Source organism: Microlunatus sp. YIM B11417, assembly GCF_059617205.1.
The window spans coordinates 140998-161051 of sequence record NZ_JCAMPJ010000009.1 but is presented as its reverse complement, the minus strand read 5'-3'; the positions used below and the strand labels follow the sequence as shown (position 1 = coordinate 161051).

The window sequence follows — 20054 nt, the reverse complement described above, 5'->3', positions numbered from 1 at the left end:
GGTTCGGTCCGGCCCATCGACAGGCTCAGGGCGCGAAAGGTTCAGTCGAACATGATCACTTGGCGGATGGCGTGTCCGTCGGCGAGCTCGTCCAGCGCGCCGTTGATCTCGCCGAGGGTGATCCGTGACGAGATCAGTGCCTCGACCGGGAGCCGGCCGTCCCGCCAGAGCTGGGCGTAGCGCGGGATGTCGCGGGAGGGTACGGCCGAGCCGAGGTAGCTGCCGGTGATCGTCCGTGCCTCGGCGGTCAGGCCGAGGGGTGAGATCGTGGCCTGGGCCGTCGGCGCGGGCAGGCCGACGGTCACGGTCGTCCCGCCGACCGCGGTCAGCGCTACGGCGGTCTCGAAGGCACGGGCGTTGCCGGCCGCCTCGATCACCACCGGGGCCTTGAGCCCGGCGGCCAGCGCCTCGTCCGGCCGGTAGACCGCGTCGGCGCCGAGGCCGGTCGCGTACGCCAGCTTCTCCGGTACGGCATCGACGCCGATCACCCGGCCCAGTCCCAGCGAGCGCGCGGTGATCAGGGCGGCCATGCCGACCCCGCCGAGCCCGACCACGACCACCGTGTCACCGGCGGAGGGATGCCCGGCGTTGATCACCGCGCCGCCGCCGGTCAGCATCGCGCAGCCGAGCACGGCCGCGACGTCCGGCGGCACGTCGTCCTCGACCGGCACCATCGACCGCCGGTTGATCACCGCCAGCGTCGCGAAGCCGGAGACGCCGAGATGGTGGTGCACCGGCCCGTCAGGGCCGCGCAGCCGCCGTTCACCGCCGAGCAACGTGCCGTCGTTGTTCGCGGCGGAACCGACCGAACAGGGCAGCCGGCCGTCGGTGCCGCAGCCGGCGCAGTCGCCGCAGCGGGGCAGGAAGGCCATCACCACGCGCTGCCCGGGGTCAAGATCATCGACGCCCGGCCCGGTCTCGACGACCCGCCCGGCCGCCTCGTGGCCGAGCAGCATCGGCGTCGGCCGCGGCCGGTTGCCGTCGACGACCGACAGGTCCGAGTGGCACAGGCCGGCAGCCTCGATCCGGACCAGCACCTCACCCGGTCCGGGCGGGTCCAGTTCCAGGTCGATGATCTTGAGCGGTTGACTCTCGCGGTATGGCCGCTTGGCGCCGATCCGGTCCAGCACGGCACCCTGGATGATCATGATCTTCTCCGAACGTCGTCGTTGCGGGGTTCCGGCGAACCGATCACCGGCAGACTGCGCCGGACGGCCGGGCCGACCGACGGGGGAGCCGGCGGGCGGGCGGCCGGACGTGGCGCTCCGGCCAACAGTTCGGCCAGCGTGATCGCCGGCTTGTCGGCAAGCTCGGCGAGCTGGGTCCGGCAGGAGAACCCGTCGGCCAGCACCAGCGCCTCCGGGTGCGCGGCCACGGCCGGCAGCAGGTCGTGCTCGGCGACCGCGACGGACACCTCGTAGTGGCCCTTCTCGACGCCGAAGTTGCCGGCCAGGCCGCAGCAGCCGCCGACCGTGGTCACGGTCGCGCCGGTCGAGGCGAGCAGCGCCGCGTCGGTCTGCCAGCCGATGATCGAGGCGTGGTGGCAGTGCGGCTGGACGACGAGCTCCGTACCGGTCAGGTCGGGCGGGTTCCAGTCCTCGGTCCGGTCCAGCAGTTCGGCGAGGGTGAGCACGCCGGCGGCGACCTCGGGCACCCGCGGATCGTCCGGCAGCAGTTCGGCGGCGTCGCTCCGCCAGACGGCCAGGCAGGAGGGCTCGACGCCGACCACCGGCACGCCGGCGGCGATCTCGGGATGCAGCACGTCCAGCGCCTGCCGCAGCTGCCGCCGGGCGCCGTCCAACTGACCGGTGCTGATCCAGGTCAGGCCGCAGCAGGCGTTCCGCTCCAGCAGCCGCGGCGCGTACCCGGCGTCCTTGAGCACCTCGACCACGGCGGTCGCCCCGTCGCCGGTGAAACAGTCGGAGAACGAGTCGACCCAGACGATCACCGGCCGGCCGGCGCCACCGGTCCGGCTGCGGACCCGTTTCCGGGCGGGCCGACCGGCGAATCGCGGCAACTGGCGGCGTTGATCGACGCCGGCGCTCCACTTGATCATGGACCGGATGCCGGGCAGTCCCATCGCGGTGTTGATCACCCGGGCCAGCGCACCCAGCCGGGTGATCAGCCGGCCCCAGCGGGGCAGCCAGCCGAGCGTGTAGTGGCTGCGCGGCCGGAGCCGACCGCGATAGCTGTGGTCGAGCACCTGCGCCTTGTAGGTCGCCATGTCGATCCCGGTCGGGCAGTCCCGCGCACAGCCCTTGCAGGAAAGGCAGAGATCGAGCGCCTCGTGTACCTCGGGGGAGCGCCAGCCCTGATCGACCAGGCTGCCGTTGATCATCTCCTGCAGCACCCGGGCCCGGCCACGGGTGGAGTCCTTCTCGTTCCGGGTCGCCTGGTAGGACGGGCACATCACGCCCAGTCCCGGGGTGCCGTTGGCCAGGCATTTCCCGACCCCGGTGCAATGGTGGACGGCCTCGGCGAAGTGATCGACCCGGCCGACGATCGCCGCGCTCCGGACGTCCGCGTCGACCGGGCGCGGATCGACCAGGACGCCGGGATTGAGCCGGTCGTCCGGGTCGAAGATCGACTTCACCCTCCCGAACAGGTCGATCGCCGCTGCCGAATACATGGCGGGCAGCAGCGCCGACCGGGCCCGGCCGTCGCCGTGCTCGCCGGACATCGAGCCGCCGTAGCCGGCCACCAGCTCGGCCGCCGCCTCGACGAAGGAGCGGTAGGCCGCCGCACCGCCCGGCTCGGTCAGCGGGAAGTCGATCCGGACGTGCACGCAGCCGTCGCCGAAGTGCCCGTACGGCAGCCCGTCCAGCCGATGATCACGCAGCAGCGCGTCGAAGTCGCGCAGGTAGCTGCCGAGCTTCTCCGGCGGCACCGCAGCGTCCTCCCAGCCCGGGTAGGCCGGCCGGCTCAGGCTGACCCCGGCCAGCCCGGCGCCGTCCTCGCGGATCTTCCACAGTGTGGTGGCCCGGGCGGGATCGTCGACCACGAAGCCGTCCAGGGCTCCGGCGCCGGCCAGCGCGGCGTCCGCCCGCGACCGCAGCTCGGCCGGGTCGTCGCCGACCAGCTCGACCAGCATCCAGCCGTCCCCGCGGGGCAGCGGCGGCACCGCGGCGTCGCCCTTGGCCCGGCGGACCACGTCGACGATCCGCCGGTCCAGTCCCTCGCAGGCCGTCGGCCGGTGTTCCAAGATCAACGGCGTGGCATCGGCGGCGTCGGCCATGCTGGGGTAACCGAGCGCGATCATGATCTTGTGCGGGGCGTCGGCCACCAGCCGTACCGTCGCGCCGAGGATGACCGCCAGCGTGCCCTCGGTCCCGGCCAGGAAGCGCGGCACGTCGAACCGCTGCTCCGGCAGCAGATGCTCCAGGCTGTAGCCGGAGACCTGGCGGCCGAACCGGCCGAACTCGGTCCGGATCGTGCCGAGATGATCACCGACCAGCCCGCGCAGCGCGGTCAGCGTCGGTGAGTCGTCGGGAACGCTGTCCGGGCCGACCCGGAGGCGTTCGCCGGAGCCGGTGATCACGTCGAGCGCGATCACGTTGTCGGCGGTCTTGCCGTACCCGAGCGCGCGCGGGCCGCAGGCGTTGTTGCCGATCATGCCGCCGATCGTGCAGCGCGTGTGGGTGGACGGGTCGGGCCCGAACCGCAGGCCGTACGGCGCTGCCGCCGCCTGCAGGGAGGCCTGCACCACTCCCGGCTCGACGGTGGCCGTGCGTGCCTCGGGGTCGACCGCCTGGATCCGGTTCAGGTGTCGGGCGGTGTCGAGGATGAGCCCGGGCCCGACGGCGTTGCCGGCGCACGACGTGCCGGCGCCGCGGGTGGTGACCGGCACGCCGGCGGCGCGGGCGGCTTCGATCGCGGCCACCGCCTCGTCGACGGTGCGGGGCCGGGCGACGGCCTGCGGGACGACCCGGTAGAGGGAGGCGTCGGAGGAGTACAGGGCCCGGGCCAGGGAGCTGTCGTCGAGGATCTCGGCGATCCCGTTGCGCCGGAACTGCTCGGCCAGGTCGAGATTCGCCGCCACCTGCTCGGTCCGCGTACTCACCCGTCGATGGTAGTGAGCGGGTGTCCCGCTCCGTTCGCCGCCCGTACTCCGGGCCCCTTCGGTCCCTGAGCCTGTCGAAGGGCAAGGGCCGATGCGACTTGGCCCTTCGACAAGCTCAGGGCGTGTGGTGGGCGGGGCGTTGCGGAGGGCGTGTGGTGGGCGGGGCGTTGCGGAGGGCGTGTGGTGGGCGGGGCGTTGCGGAGGGCGTGTGGTGGGCGGGGCGTTGCGGAGGGCGCGTGGTGGGCGGGCATTGCGATGGGGTGTGGTGGTGGGCCCTTCGACAAGCTCAGGGCGCGTGGTGGGCGGGCGTTGGGGAGGGCGCGTGGTGGTTGGATCCTTCGACGGGCTCAGGGCGCATGGCTGGGCGCGGTGGTGGGCCCGCCGGCGGGCTCAGGGTGTGTCGGGGCTCAGGAGGCGCCGATGGTGTCGGCGACGGACGTGAAGGCGCGGCCGAGGGCGGTGTAGTCCTCGGGGCAGACGGCTTCGACGAAGTTCTCCCGGACGGCCCGGACATGATCGGGAGCGGCCTGGCGCAGCAGGGCTCGGCCCTCGTCGGAGAGCTCGGCCCAGACACCGCGGCGGTCGGTCGGGCAGGTGGCCCGGCGGACCAGGCCGGCCCGGGCCATCCGGGTGATCGTGTGGGTCAGCCGGGACCGCGACTGGTGCACGGCCCGAGCCAGTTCGGACATCCGCAGCCGGTGGTCCTCGGACTCGGAGAGGACCACCAGGATCTCGTACTCCGCGAGGTCGACGCCGTAGCGCCGCAGCCCGGCGTCGAGCAGTTCGTTGAGCCGCGCGCTGCCGAGAAGGTACGCCCGCCAGACCCGCTGCTGCTCCTCGGTCAGCCAGACCGGGTCCTTGCCGTTGTCGGTCACCGAACCTCCTTCCCGTCGTCACTCCACGGTAACTCCAGGAAGTTGACCATTCAACTTCTTTGACCTATCCTGAAGTCGTTGAAACCTCAACCAATCTCTACGAGGAGCACATGAGCATGAGCCACGACATTCAGGCCGAAGCCCTGGCCGCGGGCACCTGGGCGATCGACACCTCCCACTCCGAGGTCGGCTTTTCGGTCCGGCACCTGATGTCGAAGGTGCGCGGCACGTTCGCGGACTTCAGCGGCGAGATCATCACCAAGTCGGACGACCCCACCGACTCCTCGGTGAACGTCGCGATCAAGGTTCCGTCGATCTCCACCAACAACAGCCAGCGCGACGGCCACCTGAAGTCGACCGACTTCTTCGACGCCGATGCCGGCCAGGAGATCACCTTCGCCAGCACCGGGATCGTCGCAAAGGGTGACGGCTACGTCATCACCGGCGACCTGACCATCAACGGGGTCACCAAGTCCGTCGACCTGGCCGCCGAGTTCCTCGGTGTCGCCGGCGACGCGTACGGTGCGACCCGCCTCGGCGCCGAGGCCAGCGTCACGATCAACCGGTCCGACTACAAGGTCGACTTCAACGTCCCGCTCGAGGGCGACCGGCTGCTGATCGGCGACAAGGTCGACATCTCGATCAGCCTCGAAGCCGTCAAGTCCTGACCGTCTCGCCGAAGGCCTGGCGGCCCGCCCGGACGTGGCGGGCCGCGAGCAGGCTGAGCACGCAGCGCGCGGTCGCCGCCAGGATGATCACCTGGACCACACCGGAGATCACCTCGATCAGGTCGTGCGGCGACCAGTCGCTCACGGGGAGCAGGTCGAACCGCCACGGCGACACCAGATAGGACGACACCAGGGTCAGGGCGCTGCTGCCGAGTGCGACCCCGATGACGATCCGCGCCGAGGTGGCGGCGGTGCGCTGTCGCCGGGCCTCACTCCGGAGCCGCCGTACGGTGAGCAGGCCTGCCGTGGCGGCGCCGATGGTCAGCACGCCGAACCAGTACATGGTCGGTCCCGGCCCATGGGTCGCCCAGGCTCCGGCGGCGGGACCGGCGAAGCCCAGCGCGAACCAGCCGGACATCGTCACCAGGTAGCCGATGCTGATCAGATAGGACGTCAGCCGGCAGAGCCGGGTCAGCGAGGCATGCGCGGCCTCGGTCGCGGCATCGCCGATCGGCCCGAAGTCCGCCACGGCTCGCCGAGCCGCGTCCAGCCGTGGATAGCCGGCTCGTTCGTAGGCCTCGGCGGCGTCGCTCAAGCCGTCCCGGACCTCGCGCAGCAGACCCGCCGGCCGCAGCGGCGGTGGCAGGAGTCGCGCCAGTTGCGCGACCGCGTCGGTGATCGGATCACGGCGACCGATCGTCATCATCGTGCCTCTCCCAACACTCGCCCGACGGCGCCGGAGAACGCCGACCATTCGTCGCGTTCCGCAGCGAGCGCCTTCTGTCCTGCGCTGGTCAGCCGGTACGTCCGTCGCCGCCGTCCGTCGACGGTGGACCAACGGCCGCTGATCCAGCCGGCCTCCTCCAACCGGCGCAGCGCCGGATAGACGGTGCCGGTCGGCAGGGCGAGCGAGCCGCCCGACCGTACCTGCAAGGCCTCGATCACCGCATAGCCGTGCAGCGGCCCCTGTTCGATCACCGCAAGCAGGAGCCCGTCCAAGTGGCCCTTGACCCGATCGCTCGCCATGCCGGCAACTCTACGGGCCTGGCAGGATGCCTCTCCGGTGCAGGCGCAGCAGAGAGGCTTCAGCGGTGGAGACCTTCGTCGTGTTCGATCTCGAGTTCACCTCCTGGCCGGGTGCCAATGCCGCGGACTGGTCGGGGCCGGGACAGCTCCGGGAGATCATCCAGATCGCGGCGCTGCGGCTGGCGGCGGAGACGTACGAGGTCGTCGACGAGTTCGAGACCCTGGTCCGGCCGCTGCAGAATCCGACGCTGTCGCCGTACGTCAGCGAACTGACCGGGATCGAGCAGGCCAGGATCGACCGGGACGGCCGGCCGCCGGCGGAGGCGCTGGGTGCCTTCCTCGGCTTCTGCCGGCACCAGGTCGTCGTCTCGTACGGCAACGACATGGTCGTCCTCGGCGAGAACGTCGGCTGGGCCCGGGCCCGCGGCGAAACGGTCCCGCACGGCTTCCTGGGCGCCGGCTTCCTCAACCTTCGCCCGTTGATCAACTCCCTGGCCCCGGTCACCGCGACCGCGAACGTCGGACGGCTCTGGTCCGTCCTCGGGCTGCCGCGCCCGGAAGTCGCCGGCGGCCAGCACTCCGCCCTGTTCGACTGCCACTCCCTGGCCGTTGCACTCCGGGAGCTGGGCCGCGAGGGCGCCGGGCCGGTGGCCCTGTTGATCAACGCGTCGGTTCGCGGGACCGCCGGACTGGGCACGGTGGACCCGCAGCCGTCCCGGTGATCAGGACGGTGCCAGCTGGAACCGTTCGAACCGGTCCAGCTCGGCCTCGATCCGGGCCCGGTGGCGGCGCTCGGAACCCTGGCCGACCCAGGTCCACTGCTGCACCTGCAGGGCACCTTGATCACGGTCGGTCTTGAAGTCGATCACCGCGACGACCTCGTCGCCGACCAGCACCGGCAGTGCGAAGTAGCCGAACACCCGTTTCGCCTTCGGTACGTACGCCTCGAAGACGTGCTCGTAGCCGAAGAACTGGGCGAGCCGCTTGCGCAGAATGATCAACGGGTCGAACGGCGACAGGATGTGCACCAGGTCCTGATCAAGGTCCGGCTCCTCGGCCAGGGTCGCCGGCTCGGCCCAGTGCGGCACCTTCTCGGCACCCTCGATGATCACCGGCACCAGCTCGCCACGCTTGACCCGCGCCTCGATCAGGGCCCGCACTCCGGCCTTGGCGGGCGGCCGCTGGTGGTGGCAGGCAGAATCGATGCTCACCACGCCCTGGGCGGTCAGGGCGCGGTCCAGCAGGTGCGCGTGCAGCTGCCGCTCGGTGGCCGGCCGGGGCGGCTTGTCCCAGCCGAAGTGCCGGTCAAGCAGTTCGTACGTCTTGACCATGCCGCTCCGCTCGCTGACCGCCAGCAGTCCGCGGTTGAACGCGACCTGGAGCGCCGCCTTGGACGGCTTCCGGCTGGCCCAGGCGTGCGTCTTCTCGACCAGCACGTCGTCCTTGAAGTCGCGGATGGTCAGCGGACCCTCGGCCCGGATCAGTCGGACCACCCGACGCACGTCGGCGTCCGTCACGGTGCCGAACCACTGCGGGACCGGCTCCCGCCGCTGCCGCACCATCGCCCCGACGGAGAACCGGAAGTCGCGGGTCGGCACGTAGGCGAGCGCGTGCGTCCAGTACTCGAAGACGGACTTGTCGGTCGTCTGGGCGCGGTGCAGGTCCTCCCGCCGGTAGTCCGGGATCCGGCTCCAGAGGATGTGGTGGTGGCACCGCTCGATGACGTGGATCGTGTCGATCTGGACGTAGCCGAGGTGCTCCACGGCCGCGCGGGTCGCCTCCGGTCCGGCGCCGAACGGTTCCCGGCTGTCGAGTCGCTGCGCACGCATCCAGATCCGGCGGGCCGCGGCCTTGCCGAGCGTCACGGTGCTGGCGGTCACGGCGGTCGGCATGGTCCCGACCCTATTCGGGGCCACTGACAGTCCGACGCGGTCGACCGGGGCCATGACCCTGGAGGTCGCGGGGGACCGGGGTGGCAGATTCCGGGTGATCACCCATGGATGTGTAGACAGCCTACTTATATGGTCAGGGCGTGTCCGCATCCACGCTCCCGCAGGCGCCGCCGTCGGCGCCGCGCCCGAAACGCAGGGCGTTCTTCGTTGTCACCCTCGTCCTGCTCCGCCTCTTCGCCGTGCTGCACGTGCTGTTCGCGATCATGCAGCCGATCACGATCGGCCAGTACCTCAGCGGTTCCTTCGGCATGCTCGACATGCACTCGGTCTTCGGCCACCTGCTGTCGTTCGCCGCGTTCCTGCTCGCCATCGTCGCCCTGCTGTACGCGATCGCCGGCGGCCGGGTCTGGCTGCTGATCGCGACCGCACCGCTGTTCTTCGTCGAGGGCTTCCAGATCGGCATGGGCTACGCCCGCCTGCTCGGGATCCACGTGCCGCTCGGCGTCGGCCTGGTCACCCTGGCCGTGCTGCTGGCGATCGCGGTTTTCCTGCCCTCGACCGGCCGGGACCGGGGACCGCGGGCCGCCCGGACGGCGAACCCAGAGGGATCAGGGGCAGCATGATCGGGAACCGGATGATCATCAGCCGGCGCACCCTGCTGGTCGGCGGCCTGGGGCTGGGCGCCGCCGCGGCCACCGGGCTGGCCGGCTGCGCCTCCGGCGAGTCGCCGGAGCAGACCGCCCGGCTGCTGCCCAGTGCCGCCCCGCTGCCGGACCGGTTCACCCGTCCGTTCGCCGTGCCGCCGGTCAAGCGGCCCACCGGCCGGGAGGGCGGGGCCACCCGCTACGAGATCACCCAGCGCGCCGCCACCGTCGAGCTGCTGCCCGGGCTGCGTACCGAGATCATGGGCTACGACGGCCTGTTGCCCGGCCCGACGATCAAGGCGCGCCGGGGTGAGCGGGTGATCGTCCGGCACCGCAACGAACTCACCGTGCCGACCGTGACCCACCTGCACGGCGGCCACACGCCGGCGGCGAGCGACGGCTACCCGGTGGACCTGGTGCTGCCGGCCTCGGGGTCGTACGGCCACGGCCACCAGGCCCACGCGGCCGACGGGGAGATCACCCGCGGCGTCCGCGACTACGAGTATCCCCATGATCAGCGGGCCGCGACGCTCTGGTACCACGATCACCGGATGGACTTCACCGGCCCGCAGGTCTGGCGCGGGCTGGCCGGGCTGCACCTGATCACCGACGACGAGGAGGAGGCGCTGCCGCTGCCGAGCGGCGACCGGGACCTGCCGCTGATGATCATGGACCGGTCGTTCGCGGCCGACGGCTCGCTCGCGTACCCTTCGCTGGATCCCAACCTGGCTTCGATTCCCGGCGTGATCGAGGACTATTCGCCGGGCGTGCTCGGTGACGTGATCCTGGTCAACGGGGTGCCCTGGCCGGTGCTCGAGGTGGACGCGGTGCGCTACCGGTTCCGGATCGTCAACGCGAGCAACGCGCGCCGCTACCAGTTCGCCCTCGACCCGGCGCCGCCCAGCGGCCCGGCGTTCGTCCAGGTCGGCAGCGACGGCGGCCTGCTCGCGGAGCCCGTCGAGCACACCGACCTGATCGCCGCGCCGGCCGAGCGGTTCGACGTGGTGATCGACTTCTCGGCCTACCCGGTCGGCACCGAGGTGACCATGATCAACAGGCTCGGCGTGGGCAGCACCGATGCCGTGCTGAGGTTCCGGGTGGTCCGCAAGGCGGCCGACGACTCGGCGATCCCGGCGAAGCTGAGCACGATCGAACCGCTCCGGCCGGGCCCGGACGCCCCGGTCCGGGAGTGGCGCTTCGTCCGGGAGCGGGACGAGGGCCGGGCGCACTGGCGGATCAACGGCCTCGACTTCGACCCGGCCCGGATGGATGCCGAACCCCGGCTCGGCGAGATCGAGATCTGGCGCTTCTACTCCGATCTGCACCATCCGGTGCACGTCCACCTGGACCCGTTCCAGGTGATCCGGCGCGGGACCCGGGTGCAGGGGCCGTACGACGCAGGCTGGAAGGACACCGTCGATCTGCGGCCGTGGGAGACGGTCGAGGTGGCGGTCCGGTTCACCGATCACGCCGGGCGGTTCGTGCTGCACTGCCACAATCTCGAGCACGAGGACATGATGATGATGGCGGCGTTCCGGACCCTCGGCTGAGGCCGTCCGGGGATAACGAGTCGGAACCAACAGACGTCCGTACGACGATCTTTGGCTACCCTCTGCATAGACCGAGCAGATGAGGTGGAGAGAGTGGCGGAAACCACGGGTGCAGAGCTGACCCGGCCGGCGTCGGTCGGCGCGATGCTGTTGGAGCGGGTCGAAAAGACGCCGACCCAGGAGGCGTACCGGTATCTGGAGGGCGATCGGTGGGTCTCACTGACCTGGCGGGAGACCAAGGACCGCGCGTACGTCCTCGCCGCCGGACTGCTGGCCCTCGGCATCGAGCCGGAGGACCGGGTCGCGATCGCGTCCGGCACCCGGATGGAGTGGATCCTGGCCGATCTCGGCGTGATGTGCGCGGGCGCGGCGACGACCACGGTCTACCCGACCACTCAGCACGCCGACGTGGCCTACATCCTGTCCGACTCCGCGTCGCGGGTGATCTTCGCCGAGAACCCGGAGCAGGCCCGCAAGGTGCTCGATCACCGGGCCGAGCTGTCCCAGGTGATCGCGATCGTGCTGATCGACGGCGAGCTGGACGACGAACTGGTGATCACCTGGGCCGAGCTGGAGCGGCGCGGCCGGGAGTTCCTGGCCGAGCACCCGGAGGCCATCGACCACACGATCTCCGGCATCCGGCCGGAGCACCTGGCGACGCTGATCTACACCTCGGGCACCACCGGCCGGCCGAAGGGGGTCCGGCTGATCCAGGACTGCTGGACGTACGAGGGCGTGTCGCTGGAGGCGTACGACCTGATCGGTCCCGATGATCTTCAGTACCTCTGGCTGCCGCTGTCCCACGTGTTCGGCAAGGCGCTGATCGCGATCCAACTGCGAATCGGGTTCGCCACCGCGGTCGAGGGCGCGATCGACAAGATCGTCGACAACCTGGGTGTGGTCCAGCCGACCATGATGGCGGGCGCGCCACGGATCTTCGAGAAGGTCCGGGCCCGGGTGATGATGGGCGCCTCGCACGGCCTGCGCGGCAAGATCTTCAACTGGGCCTTCGCGGTCGGCCACAAGACGATCCCGATCCGGCTCGAGGGGCGGCAGCCGACCGGTCTGCTCGCGCTGCAGTACAAGCTGGCCGACAAGCTCGTGTTCAGCAAGCTGAAGGCGCGGATGGGCGGTCGGATCCGGTTCTTCGTCTCGGGTTCCGCGGCGCTCAGCCGTGAGGTGCAGGAATGGTTCTACGCGGCCGGCCTGTTGATCTTGGAAGGGTACGGGCTGACCGAGACCAGCGCCGCCACGTTCGTCAACCATCGCAGGGCTCCGCGGCTCGGCACCGTCGGGCCGCCGGTGCCGGGCACCGAGGTCAAGATCGCCGAGGACGGCGAGATCCTGGTCAAGGGCCCGGGCGTGATGTCCGGCTACCACAACCAGCCCGAGGCGACCGCCGAGGTGCTCAAGGACGGCTGGTTCGCGACCGGCGATCTCGGCGAGCTCGACGATCACGGCTACCTGCGGATCACCGACCGGAAGAAGGACCTGATCAAGACCTCCGGCGGCAAGTACGTGGCGCCGCAGAAGGTCGAGGGCATCCTGATCGCGGCCTGTCCCTACATCAGCCAGATCGTCGTGCACGGTGACGGCCGCAAGTACATCAGTGCGCTGATCACGCTCGACCCGGACGCGATCACCACCTGGGCCAAGGAGAACGACCTCGACTTCACCGACCTGACCAGCCTGGTCGAGCAGCCCGCCGTCCGGCAGCTGATCGACGGCTACGTCGAGGAGGCCAACCGCTCCCTGGAACGCTGGGAGACGATCAAGCGGTTCGCCATCCTGCCCGGTGAGCTGAGCGTCGAGTCCGGCGAGGTGACGCCGAGCCTGAAGATCCGCCGGAAGGCGGTCGAGCGCAAGTACTCCGACCTGCTCGACGGCCTCTACGATCGCGACTGAGCGGGACGCGTAGCGTCGACCCGGTGGACGACGTGAGCCTCGGGCCCGGGGCGCTGGCCGGCACCGGCGTGTACGCGGCGCGGGACTTCGCCCCCGGTGAGGTGGTGCTGGACTTCGCGCTGCGGCCGCTGGACGAGCGTGAGTACCGGGAGCTGCCCGCCGGCGACGACCTGTTCGTGCACAGCTACGGCGGGCAGCGCTACCTCTACCCGGTGCCGGCCCGGTACGTGAACCACGCCGACGAACCCTCCTGCGTCCAGGACTTCGAGGCATCCCGCAACATCGCGGCACGGCCGATCGCGGCCGGTGAGCCGATCACGATCGACGCCCGGCAGGAGACCGCACGGGAGCTGGACACCTTCCTCGACGCCTACCGGTCGGCGGTGTCCCGCCGCGCTGCCGGATCCCTGGCCGGCCTGGTCGACCGCGACGCGACCCTGTGGCAGGCGGGCACCCCGCATCGCGGTCGGGCCGCCGTCGTCGCGGCCCTGCTGACGGGGGACGCCCTGCTGCCGGACGAGCCGGAGTGGGAGGTCGGCACCGGCCGCTGGGAGGCCGTCTGTTCCGCCGACGCCGACGGGTGTCACCTGACCTTGCTGCTCAAGATCATCACCGGCAATTGGCAGCTGCGCTACCTGCACATCGGCTGACCGGTGATCATTCCTCCAGGACGATCAACTGGTAGCCGTCGACCCGAGGCAGCGTGATGATCACGCGCCCGTTCTCGAGCCGGTACGGGACCGGATCGCCGCTCGGGGCGAGCCGGACGGCGCTGACCCGGTCGGTCCGGACCGAGACGACCGCGTCGACGACGGTGGGGTAGTCGGCCACGACGCTCAGCGCGCCGCGCTGCTCCGGGTGGGTCAGCTTCACGTGCAGCAGCCGACGGCCCGGCTGCCGGGTCAGGGTGACCCGGGCGGTCGACGGGATCCCCTCGGTGCGCAGCAGCGGCTCCGGCAGCAGCGCCTCGAGGCAGTGCCGGAACAGCCCGGTCAGGGCCGGGGAGGCAGCAGCCAGGTAGTTCGCGAACAGCCGGAACGCGACCTGGATCACCGGCCCGGAACGGACCGCGACCGGGCGTCCGGAGGGCTGGTCCGGCGGCGTGTAGAAGTAGCCGTGGAAGCCGTCCCAGATCCGCTGGAAGTACGCGTCGTGCTGCTCCGACAGCCGCTCCACGCCGTCGTCGGCCCGGAGCAGCAGCCCGGCCTCCGTGTACGGGCACACCTGCCCGGGATCCGAACCGGGCAAGGTGAAGTAGCCGATCGTCGCCGGGTCCGGGCCGTCGCAGCCGAACCGCCAGGCCGCCAGGGCGAACTCGTCGCGGTCGGTGCGCAGGCCGGAGGTCCCGGTGCTGAGGATCCGGCCGCCGGCCGCGAGGTAGCGGTCCAGCCGTGCCGCACCATGATCATCCAACCGAAGATCATCGGGCAGGATGATCACCGGGTAGCGCTCCAGATCGTGCCGCTCGTCCACCAGGTCGTAGGTGTGGTGCAGTTGGCCGAGCATCCGGACCGCACTGTCGTGGCTCGCCGTCACGGTGTGATCGGGGCCGACCAGCACGCCGACGTCGGCGACCGCGGTCGCACCGAGCGTCCACGGCTCGAGCTCCTCAACCTCGCGATAGAGCCGGCCGACCACCTCGTAGACGGCCGGTTCCAGCCCGTCCCGCGGATGCGTGTGATCACCGATCGACGGCTGGGCGGCGTTGCTGATGGCGTCCCAGCAGTCGTTCCGCAGCGACGCCTCCTCCTTCAGCCCGCCGAACTCGCCCCAGGACTGGACGAACCGGCCGGTCATGTAGAGCACCTGCGGATCGAGGTTGCGGGCGTAGGCGACCCGGGCCGGGAAGTAGTCGTAGCCCCAGCTGCCGGACGGCAGGCACTCGATCTCGCCGTGGGTGCGCAGGTCGTCGGTGATCGCCCAGGGCAGTCCGTTCGGGGTGAAGAAGCGGTCCGGCCCGACGATCTCCTTGACCTCCCGGGTGAACGAGAGCCAGGTCTCCTCGGCGAACGCGGTCAGTGCGGCCTCGTCCAGCGGGTCGCCGCCGCGCTGCCGTACCGCCTCGGTGCATTCGTTGCCCCAGCAGGGCCGGATCACCATGCAGTCCAGGAAGATCCCGTCGATCGGATAGGCCTGCACCACCTCGGTGATCATGCCCAGCAGGTAGTCCCGGTAGGGCGTGTTCAGGCACAGGTTGCGGAAGAAGTTCTGGGTACGGTCGCCGTAGATCACCTGGCCGTCGTCGTTGACGACGGTCCAGTCCCGGTGCAGCCGAGCCATCTCATGATCAAGTCCGACGTTGAAGTAGGCGGTGACGCCGATCCCGCGCTGCCGGCACTCCTCGATGGTCCGGCCGAGCAGGTCGAACTCGAGTCCCGGATAGCCGATCCCGATCTTGGTCGGGTAGTAGGCGAAGCCGAGGTTGCACTTGGCGAACACGTTGACGTAGTCGACCCGGGCGTCGGCGAGCGTCCGGGCCAGTTCGGCGGGATCCAGGTTGGCGGCGATGTCCTCGATGCCCGGCATGGTGTGGAAGTCCAGGTGCACGGCACGGCGCAGTTCGCGCATGATCACGTTCCTCTGTCGGTGGTCAGCGGGGACGGTTGTCGTAGGCCTGCTGGTAGAGGGCGAGGTAGTCGGGCAGCCTCATCTCCTCGAACTTCCGCTGGTAGGCCTGCCAGGCGGAGTCGTCGTCGATGTCGTTCTCGGCCGTGACGAACGCGGCCAGGCTCTGCTTGACGTGCCCGTCGATGGTCTGGGCCAGGTCGGCCTGCTGCGCGGCCTGCGTCTCGTCGAAGATCAACGGCGGCAGCCACTGGTCGCGCGGCTCGGCGAACGGTTCGTACGCGGTGGTCGCCTGGTAAAGCTCCTTCTCGAAGTCGGAGCTCTTCGGGTTGGAGTACTGGCCGTTGCGGAAGCCGCTGGACAAGTAGTAGATCTGCCGCAGCGACCAGCTCTGCCCGGCCGGCGCCGGCCACTGCTTGGCCCGCCAGACGGCCTGTTCGCCGTTCAGGCCCGGGTCGCCTTCCTTGGCCCAGTCCCAGTTGTCGCCCTGGACGCCGGCGTAGGCGTTGCACTGGGCGGTCAGGTCCAGTTGGGTATCGGCCCACTGGACCAACAGTTCGGGCGCCGGGCAGGAACTGGTGATCACGAACGGCGGCCCGGTCAGCAGGGTGTAGTCCCAGCCGGAGAACTGGACGCCCTGCGGACCCTTCAGCGGCGGCACCGCGACGTAGTCCCGCCACGGCGAGTCCGGCTCGAGATCGACGTCGATGAAGTCGCCCTGGTAGTAGCGGCGGGCGAACCCGATCCGGCCCTGGTTGCCGGCCTTGAGCACGGCATCGTTGGTCATCGTGAACGATTCCTTGGTCAGCGTGCCGTCGTCGTACAGGCTGTGCAGGAACCGGATCCCCTCCCGCCACGCGTCGGTGTTCGCGACGAACTCGACCTTGTCGGCGTTGAGCCGCAGCCAGCCGCCGGTGGCCCGGCCACCCGGGTTGTAGAGGAAGGCGTTCATGAAGTACGTGTCCAGGGCGCCGTTGACGCCCGCGGCCAGCGGCAGCATGGCTCCGGTGCCGGACGGATCGCGGTCCTTGAACAGCCGGAGCACCTGGCGCAGTTCCTCGGTCGTCGTCGGCATCTCCGCGTCGACCCGCTCCAGGTAGCGCCGATTGATCCAGGCCCGGGCCGGGCTGACCTTGCAGTGGTAGCAGTCGCTGAGCGCCTTGAACTGGTAGACCTTGCCGTCCAGCGACTTCTGGGTCGCGGTCAGGTCCGGATAGTCCTGCCGGGCCTGGCGCATCGCCGGCGCCAAGGTCTCGATGTAGTCGTCCAGGGCGACGAAGACGCCCTGGCTTCCGTACAGGGAGATCTGGGCGGCCGTGAACGGGATGCCGAGGAAGGCGTCCGGCAACTCGCCGGAGGCCAGCATGGCGTTGATCTTGGTCAGGTCGGCCGAGCCGTCGGTGTTCTGGGTCAGCACCGCCTGGTACTCGACCTTCACGCCGGTGGTCTTCTCCATCCAGGCGCTGAAGGCGTTCTTGTTCCAGTCACCGACCACCGAGGCGTCCTGGGAGACCACGATCTTGAAGGTACGAGAGCCGTCGGCGAACGGCTTCAGCTCCCGGGCCCGCGGGCCGACGAAGCCGTCCGGGTAGAGCGGGCCGTCCAGTTCCGGGCCGAGCTCCTTGCGCTCGAGCCCGTCCAGGCCCTTGGGCTGTTCGGGGTCGCCGGCGTCCGGGCTGCAGCCCGCGACGGCGGCAGTGCCGAGACCGAGCGCGCCCGCGCCCAGGCCGGACATCAGGGTGCGGCGGGACAGCCGCGGGGTGTCGGGCATGATCATCGTTGAAACCCTTCCTATGCTACGAACGCCGCGTGATCATGGTGGCGAGGTTCCCGCCGAGGACGGCCGCCCGGGAGTCGCCGAGCCGCCGGTCCAGCCACTCCGGCAACCGGGTCAACTGGTCCGGCGCGAGCGCCTGCAGGGCGGGCGTGAAGTCGGACCCCCAGAGCAGCTTTCCTGGGTCGCCGGCGGCCAGCAGGGCTGCGACGGCGCCCTCGGCCCGGTGGTGCGGATACTGCGGATCGATGGCGTACAGGCCGGACAGCTTCACCCGGACGTGATCATGGCGGGCCAGCCGGAGCACGGGTGCCAGGTGCTCGGCCGCGTCGGTCGCGCCGAGGCCGGCGACGGCGGGGCCGGGCCCACCGAGGTGACTGATCATGATCATGGTCCCGGTGAGGCCGGTCAGCACCGGCTCGGCAGCGGCCAGCGAGAGCGGGTCCGCGTTCACGCTGAGCAGCGCTCCGGTCAGGGCCGCCAGGCTGTCCGCCGGCCAGCCGCCGAGGCCCGGGCCGGTTCCGGCGAGGTAGAGCGAGAAGCCGGCGAATCCCTGCTCACGCAGGTGATCCAGCGTCGCGGGAGCCGGCGGCGCGGTGACGTCGAGGTAGGCCAGCGGCACGATCCACGGCTGTTCCCGGGCCAGCGCGAGCACGTAGTCGTTGTTGCCGCGGAACTGGGGCAGGCCCTCGTACCCGACGACGACCGCGCGGTCGATCCCGGCGGTGGCACGCAGAGCGAGGTAGCGGTTCAGCTCGTCGTCGGGATCGGTGTCCAGCCCGTACCCGGTGCGGAACAGATGGATGTGGGCGTCGTTGATCATGGCCGGTCCCGGAGCCGGAGCGAGGCTCGGTAGTCCGGCAGTTCCCGGTCCAGCACCCGGCGCAGGTGGGCCAGCTTCCAGCGGACGTGGTCGGCGTCGCCCAGGTAGTCCATCGACGGCTCCCAGCCGAGCCGGGAATCGGCCGCCAGGCAGCGAATCGCCTGTTCGGCGTTGATCAACTCGGCGGCGCCGATCTCGGCCAGCTCCTCGATCAACCCGTCGGCCCGGTCGGGGTCGTCCTCGACCAGCAGCCGGGACCGGGCCAGCCACCAGCGTTTGACGTTGATCGTCGTCCGGACGCAGTGCCCGATGTAGTCGCCGAGATTGGCCATCCGGTCCGCCTCGGCCCGGCGCTGCGGCGGGGCGGCGGCGACGGCCTCGGCGAACAGCTGCCGGCCCTCCTGCCAGGTTGCCGACATCCGCTCCAGGCTGGCCAGTTCTCCCTTGATCCGCAGGGGATTCGCGGTGACCGGCCGGCTGCCGCGCTGGTCCGGCAGGTAGGGGATCGAGACGATCAGGTCGCCGAACATCGCATGGTCGGCGACGCTCAGCGACGGGACCCGGAACAGGGTCAGCGGATAGCTCGGGCCGATCCGGAACGGTCCGTACTGGTCCGCGTTGGTCGGCACGTAGTGGGTGAAGGCGTCGCTCCACCGCTGCCAGGCCGCGACGGCCCGGTCGGCGCCGGCCCCGAAGTCGCGGCGGGCCAGCGCCTCGATGGTGATCAGCCCGTCGGGGGAGGGGTCCCAGTAGTTCCACTTGGCCAGGTCGCTGACCACCGACGGCCACCAGCCGTAGTGGTGGTTCTCCATCAGGCCGGCCAGACCCCAGTCCTGCCGGGCGCGGAGCACGGCCTTGTGCCGGCGGTCCCACTGCTGCGGGATCGGCTGGTAGTTGATCACGCCGATGTCCCAGGTCAGCCCGCCGGTGTTGACCATCGACGACAGCCGCATCCCACGGGCGTGAACGGCGGCGGCCTCCCCGGCGAAGTAGCTTCCTGGGCCCACCGAGGAGGCGGTGTAGTCGACGCAGGCGTTGATCACGCCGTCGTGCTCGACCGCCTCGAACATCTCGAACGTGGCCTGCACGGTGATGTCGTCGGGCAGCCGTTCGATCAACCGCAGCCGATCCTGTTCCGGGGCCCAGCCCCAGTTGTAGGTCCAGAAGATGATCTCCGCGTCCGGATTGTGCCGGCGGCAGGAGTCGCGGACCATGGCCACCCAGTCCGGGTAGTCCTCGCACGGCCACCAGCCCGGGCTCGGTCGGTCGTCGGGCAGCCCGTCCGGAGCCGGGTCGAGCCGGAGTCGGCCGGTGGTCCGCGGGTCCCGGCTCGGGAACTCGACCGACTCGCCGACCAGGACCAGGCCCTTGGCCTCCGGGCAGGCCTCGAACAGGGCACCGTAGGTCCGGTCGTAGAAGTCGGCGGCGCCGGGATCGGCCGGGTGCGGCGGCCGGATTCCGTGCAGGTAGGCGTAGAGGTAGACGTCCAGCCCGTACCGCCGGCAGCGCCGGACCAGGTCGGCGAAGCGCTGGTACCGGCCCGGGCTGTGCCGGTCCGGAGCCCGGTTGATCAACTCGTCCGGGTTGCGGTCCGGCCCGGACGCGAACAGGACCACCGCGTCCATCCCGGCGTGGGCGATCTGGTTCAGGTACTCGTCGGGGAAGTCGTCCAGGCCGTAGCCGGAGTGGGTCATCCGCGGCGAGAACAGGGGCTTCCGGGTCGTCCGCTGCGGTGTGAGGTACGGCCCCGTACGCAGGTTCAGCAGGTCCTCCAGGAAGTAGCAGCCCTGGGCCACGCCGCGTGCATCGGCGCCGCCGATCTCGATCCGGTCCGGCTCGACCAAGATCAGGTAGCTGGACGCCGGGCCGGGCTCGGCCGACAACCCGATCATGATCGCCGGTCGACTCGGATCGGCCGCCCGGGCGAGTGGTACGTCGAGGCCCATGCTGGTCGCCAGATAGTCCTGCAGGTCGCGCGCTGCCTGCCGTACCAGCTCGGGTGCGCAGGGGTCGACGACGATCATCCAACGCTCGTCGAGGATCACCTCGCCCGGTTCCGGTGCGGCCGCGGGGTCGCGCCGATCGGCCCGGTGCACCGTCGTCAGCCGCTCCCGGAAGGCGTACGGCCGTTCGGTCGCGGGTTGCTGGAGCGTCGCGTCGGCGTCCGTCATCCCCGACCCTCCCTGGTCCGGCGCATCATGAGTGCAACGAGATAGCACCTGACGACGAGGTTAGGAGCGCTGCGCAGGTAGTGTCAAGATCTTCTCGAGTT

16 protein-coding genes are annotated in these 20054 nt (G+C 70.7%); 6 read left to right on the top strand and 10 right to left on the bottom strand.

The features are described 5' to 3' along the window. Positions 1-41: 41 nt before the first annotated feature. The 3 genes from AC6CCG_RS29405 to AC6CCG_RS29395 all read right to left on the bottom strand — a co-directional run bounded on the left by AC6CCG_RS29405 (position 42) and on the right by AC6CCG_RS29395 (position 4935). Positions 42-1148 (bottom strand): alcohol dehydrogenase catalytic domain-containing protein, encoded by a 1107-nt coding sequence (locus AC6CCG_RS29405; protein ID WP_496658343.1) that lies wholly within the window; start codon positions 1146-1148, stop codon positions 42-44. Beyond that, positions 1145-4039: an FAD-binding and (Fe-S)-binding domain-containing protein gene (locus AC6CCG_RS29400; protein WP_496658386.1), complete on the bottom strand. Its 2895-nt coding sequence runs from the start codon at positions 4037-4039 to the stop codon at positions 1145-1147. Before AC6CCG_RS29400 ends, AC6CCG_RS29405 begins: the two co-directional genes overlap by 4 nt. 428 nt (positions 4040-4467) lie before the next feature. Next, on the bottom strand, positions 4468-4935 hold the full coding sequence (locus AC6CCG_RS29395; protein WP_496658342.1) for a MarR family winged helix-turn-helix transcriptional regulator: 468 nt from the start codon (positions 4933-4935) through the stop codon (positions 4468-4470). A gap of 116 nt (positions 4936-5051) precedes the next feature. On the opposite strand from AC6CCG_RS29395, the gene AC6CCG_RS29390 reads away from it, so the two are divergent. Next, positions 5052-5603 (top strand): YceI family protein, encoded by a 552-nt coding sequence (locus tag AC6CCG_RS29390; protein ID WP_496658341.1) that lies wholly within the window; start codon positions 5052-5054, stop codon positions 5601-5603. Here AC6CCG_RS29390 and AC6CCG_RS29385 read toward each other — a convergent pair. Together AC6CCG_RS29385 and AC6CCG_RS29380 are read right to left on the bottom strand one after the other, a co-directional pair. Next, complete coding sequence (locus AC6CCG_RS29385; RefSeq protein WP_496658340.1) at positions 5593-6309, bottom strand: hypothetical protein; 717 nt, start codon at positions 6307-6309, stop codon at positions 5593-5595. The two genes, AC6CCG_RS29390 and AC6CCG_RS29385, sit on opposite strands and share 11 nt — an antisense overlap. Beyond that, positions 6306-6629 (bottom strand): PadR family transcriptional regulator, encoded by a 324-nt coding sequence (locus tag AC6CCG_RS29380; protein ID WP_496658339.1) that lies wholly within the window; start codon positions 6627-6629, stop codon positions 6306-6308. Before AC6CCG_RS29380 ends, AC6CCG_RS29385 begins: the two co-directional genes overlap by 4 nt. A 65-nt stretch (positions 6630-6694) precedes the next feature. On the opposite strand from AC6CCG_RS29380, the gene AC6CCG_RS29375 reads away from it, so the two are divergent. After that, positions 6695-7351 (top strand): 3'-5' exonuclease, encoded by a 657-nt coding sequence (locus tag AC6CCG_RS29375; protein WP_496658338.1) that lies wholly within the window; start codon positions 6695-6697, stop codon positions 7349-7351. On the opposite strand, the gene AC6CCG_RS29370 is transcribed toward AC6CCG_RS29375, so the two are convergent. Then, the gene (locus AC6CCG_RS29370; protein ID WP_496658337.1) at positions 7352-8521 is read right to left on the bottom strand and encodes a winged helix-turn-helix domain-containing protein; all 1170 of its coding nucleotides are present in this window, start codon (positions 8519-8521) and stop codon (positions 7352-7354) included. It lies immediately after the preceding gene. A gap of 140 nt (positions 8522-8661) precedes the next feature. Between AC6CCG_RS29370 and AC6CCG_RS29365 the strand changes: the two genes are divergently transcribed. The 4 genes from AC6CCG_RS29365 (at position 8662) to AC6CCG_RS29350 (ending at position 13270) form a co-directional block, all read left to right on the top strand. After that, on the top strand, positions 8662-9144 hold the full coding sequence (locus tag AC6CCG_RS29365; RefSeq protein ID WP_496658336.1) for a hypothetical protein: 483 nt from the start codon (positions 8662-8664) through the stop codon (positions 9142-9144). Then, a complete protein-coding gene (locus AC6CCG_RS29360) occupies positions 9141-10715 on the top strand; it encodes a multicopper oxidase family protein (RefSeq protein ID WP_496658335.1) in 1575 nt (524 codons plus the stop codon). Before AC6CCG_RS29365 ends, AC6CCG_RS29360 begins: the two co-directional genes overlap by 4 nt. A gap of 93 nt (positions 10716-10808) precedes the next feature. Continuing rightward, entirely contained in the window at positions 10809-12620 is a 1812-nt protein-coding gene (locus AC6CCG_RS29355; RefSeq protein ID WP_496658334.1) for an AMP-dependent synthetase/ligase, read from the top strand. 23 nt (positions 12621-12643) lie between these two features. Then, positions 12644-13270, top strand: a complete 627-nt coding sequence (locus AC6CCG_RS29350) for an SET domain-containing protein-lysine N-methyltransferase (RefSeq protein ID WP_496658333.1) — start codon at positions 12644-12646, stop codon at positions 13268-13270. A gap of 7 nt (positions 13271-13277) precedes the next feature. Here the strand turns inward: AC6CCG_RS29350 and AC6CCG_RS29345 are convergent, their stop codons facing one another. Genes AC6CCG_RS29345 through AC6CCG_RS29330 form a run of 4 tightly spaced genes read right to left on the bottom strand, consistent with a single transcriptional unit; the run spans position 13278 to position 19953 of the window. Continuing rightward, positions 13278-15188, bottom strand: a complete 1911-nt coding sequence (locus AC6CCG_RS29345) for an alpha-amylase family protein (RefSeq protein ID WP_496658332.1) — start codon at positions 15186-15188, stop codon at positions 13278-13280. A gap of 22 nt (positions 15189-15210) precedes the next feature. Further along, positions 15211-16962: a type 2 periplasmic-binding domain-containing protein gene (locus tag AC6CCG_RS29340; protein ID WP_496658331.1), complete on the bottom strand. Its 1752-nt coding sequence runs from the start codon at positions 16960-16962 to the stop codon at positions 15211-15213. A gap of 19 nt (positions 16963-16981) precedes the next feature. Further along, complete coding sequence (locus tag AC6CCG_RS29335; RefSeq protein WP_496658330.1) at positions 16982-17782, bottom strand: amidohydrolase family protein; 801 nt, start codon at positions 17780-17782, stop codon at positions 16982-16984. After that, positions 17779-19953, bottom strand: a complete 2175-nt coding sequence (locus AC6CCG_RS29330; RefSeq protein ID WP_496658329.1) for a beta-N-acetylhexosaminidase family protein — start codon at positions 19951-19953, stop codon at positions 17779-17781. The genes AC6CCG_RS29335 and AC6CCG_RS29330 overlap by 4 nt, the downstream gene beginning before the upstream one ends. Between the last annotated feature and the right edge of the window lie 101 nt (positions 19954-20054).

What these genes read in the sequence shown, in the direction of transcription:
- AC6CCG_RS29405 (WP_496658343.1), bottom strand. Translation starts at nt 1,148, where the DNA reads ATGATCATCCAGGGTGCCGTGCTGGACCGGATCGGCGCCAAGCGGCCA.
- AC6CCG_RS29390 (WP_496658341.1), top strand. Translation starts at nt 5,052, where the DNA reads ATGAGCCACGACATTCAGGCCGAAGCCCTGGCCGCGGGCACCTGGGCG.
- AC6CCG_RS29385 (WP_496658340.1), bottom strand. Translation starts at nt 6,309, where the DNA reads ATGATGACGATCGGTCGCCGTGATCCGATCACCGACGCGGTCGCGCAA.
- AC6CCG_RS29380 (WP_496658339.1), bottom strand. Translation starts at nt 6,629, where the DNA reads ATGGCGAGCGATCGGGTCAAGGGCCACTTGGACGGGCTCCTGCTTGCG.
- AC6CCG_RS29370 (WP_496658337.1), bottom strand. Translation starts at nt 8,521, where the DNA reads ATGCCGACCGCCGTGACCGCCAGCACCGTGACGCTCGGCAAGGCCGCG.
- AC6CCG_RS29360 (WP_496658335.1), top strand. Translation starts at nt 9,141, where the DNA reads ATGATCGGGAACCGGATGATCATCAGCCGGCGCACCCTGCTGGTCGGC.
- AC6CCG_RS29345 (WP_496658332.1), bottom strand. Translation starts at nt 15,188, where the DNA reads ATGCGCGAACTGCGCCGTGCCGTGCACCTGGACTTCCACACCATGCCG.
- AC6CCG_RS29340 (WP_496658331.1), bottom strand. Translation starts at nt 16,962, where the DNA reads ATGATCATGCCCGACACCCCGCGGCTGTCCCGCCGCACCCTGATGTCC.
- AC6CCG_RS29335 (WP_496658330.1), bottom strand. Translation starts at nt 17,782, where the DNA reads ATGATCAACGACGCCCACATCCATCTGTTCCGCACCGGGTACGGGCTG.
- AC6CCG_RS29330 (WP_496658329.1), bottom strand. Translation starts at nt 19,953, where the DNA reads ATGACGGACGCCGACGCGACGCTCCAGCAACCCGCGACCGAACGGCCG.